This window comes from Modestobacter sp. KNN46-3 (genome assembly GCF_011039295.1).
Map to the genome: position 1 here is coordinate 1 of NZ_JAAKGN010000304.1, position 1,932 is coordinate 1,932.

A 1,932-nucleotide genomic window follows, 5' to 3' on the forward strand; every position below is an offset into this window, starting at 1 on the left:
GCACGGCTGGGCCGAGCAGTCGTGGTTCGGCGTTCTCCGCGGGCACCAGCACCGACAGCGCGGCGACCACGGTGCCCTGCGCGTCGTGCACCGGTGCGGCCACCGACACGATCGGCCCGGGAGCGCCCCGCCGGAAGGTGGCCAGCCCGTCCCGCCGGATCTCGGCCAGCGTCCGCCGCAGCGCCGCTGAGGAGACCGGGACCTGCTCCGGCTGGTGCATCAGCGGCTGGGCGAGCACCTCCTCCTGGAACGACGACTCGGCGAACGCGAGCAGCACCAGGCCCACGCCGGTGGAGTGCAGCGGCATCCGCCCGCCCGGCCGGTACAGGGCGGCGACGGCCCCGTGCGAGGAGAGCCGCTCCACCATCAGCGCCTCCTCGCCCTCCCGGACGGCGAGCAGCACGTGCTGCCGGGTCACCTCCTCCAGGTCGCCCATGAACGGCAGCGCCACCTGCCGCAGCTCGTGGCTGCGCGGGGTCAGGGAGGCCACCTCCCACAGCCGGAGACCGATCGAGAAGCGGCCGTCGGCGCCGCGCTCCAGCGCCCCCCACTCCAGCAACCGGCCGGCCAGTCGCAGCGCCGAGCTGGCCGGGATGCCCGTGCGCCGACTGAGCTCGCTGAGGCTCAGGTACGGCCGGCTGCTGTCGAAGGCGCCGAGTAGGGCGAGGGCCCGGTCGACGACGGGATCGCCCTGCGGAGGGCGCCGGCCGCGGACCCGCGTGGTGGGGGAGTCGTCGTCCGTCACGCAAGAGCCTCCGGGTCCTTCTCGGTGAGGCGCAGGCCACAGTTGTCTTCCATTGGTCGGCATTGTGCCTGACGTCACGGCGAGGCCCGCCGCATCGTTGCCGCCAAGCCGGTTCCCCGGCGCGGCCGATCCCGGCCGACATGACCCCTCCGTAACGAAGCGAAGGAGCCAGACCGGAATGAACCGATCCAGGACCCGCCACCCCTCGGCGCTGCGCCGTCCCACCCTGATGCGGGCCGGCGTCGCCGTCCTGGCCACCGGTGCGCTCACCTCGCTCGCCGCGTGCGGCGGTGGTGGCGAGGGTGGCGGCGGCACGAGCAGCCAGAGCCCCAGCGACACGCTGACCTTCGCCTACGACGCCGACGCCGCGCCGACCGGCTACGACCCGCTGGAGTACTCGCAGGGCCAGTTCACGTTCTTCAGCGCCCTCTACGACTCGCTGTTCGTGACCCAGCCGGACGGCACCGTGGCACCCAGCCTGGTCACCGAGTTCAGCAACAACGAGGACGACACGCAGACGACGCTGACCCTGCGCGACGGCGTCACCTTCGCCGACGGCTCGGAGCTGACCGCGGAGGTCGTCAAGGCCAACCTGGACCGGCGCAACGACGCCGACCTGGAGGCCTACGGCGCGCTCGCCACCGGCGGTGCCAGCGAGATCGTCGACGTCGCGGCGCCCGACCCGCAGACCGTCGTGATCACCTGGGCCCAGCCGCAGGCCAGCCCGGAGAACAACCTCACCGACACCGCAGGGGTCGTCGTCGGGCCCGACGGGCTCGCCGACCCCGCGACCCTGGAGACCACCCCGGACGGGTCCGGCGCCTACACCCTCAACGCGGGGCAGACCACGCGGGCGAGCACGTACGCGCTGGACAAGAAGGACGAGGCCTGGAACGCCGACGAGTGGGCCTACGACACCGTCGTGTTCAACGTGATCACCGACCCCCAGGCGCTGGCCAACGCGGTCATCTCCGGGCAGGCCGACATCGCCACCATCCTCAAGCCGACCACCATCGACATGGTCGAGCAGCGGTCGAGCCTGGCCAAGGTCGGCGGCACGATCGTCGGTTTCCCGGTCATCGACAAGACCGGTGCGACCAACCCCGCCTTCGCCGACGAGCGGGTCCGGCAGGCGATCAGCCACGCCATCGACCGCGAGGCGATCGTCGAGCAGCTGCACCCCGGCG

General features: G+C 72.7%; 2 protein-coding genes. One reads left to right on the top strand and one right to left on the bottom strand.

Annotated features, from left to right (window positions below; translation table 11 throughout):
• A partial coding sequence (locus tag G5C62_RS26775) for an IclR family transcriptional regulator (RefSeq protein WP_164703382.1) occupies nucleotides 1–745 on the bottom strand: 745 nt, incomplete at its 3' end.
• A 178-nt stretch (nucleotides 746–923) separates the two neighbouring features.
• Here G5C62_RS26775 and G5C62_RS26780 point away from each other — a divergent pair.
• On the top strand, nucleotides 924–1,932 hold a 1,009-nt coding region (locus tag G5C62_RS26780; protein ID WP_241176163.1), incomplete at its 3' end, for an ABC transporter substrate-binding protein.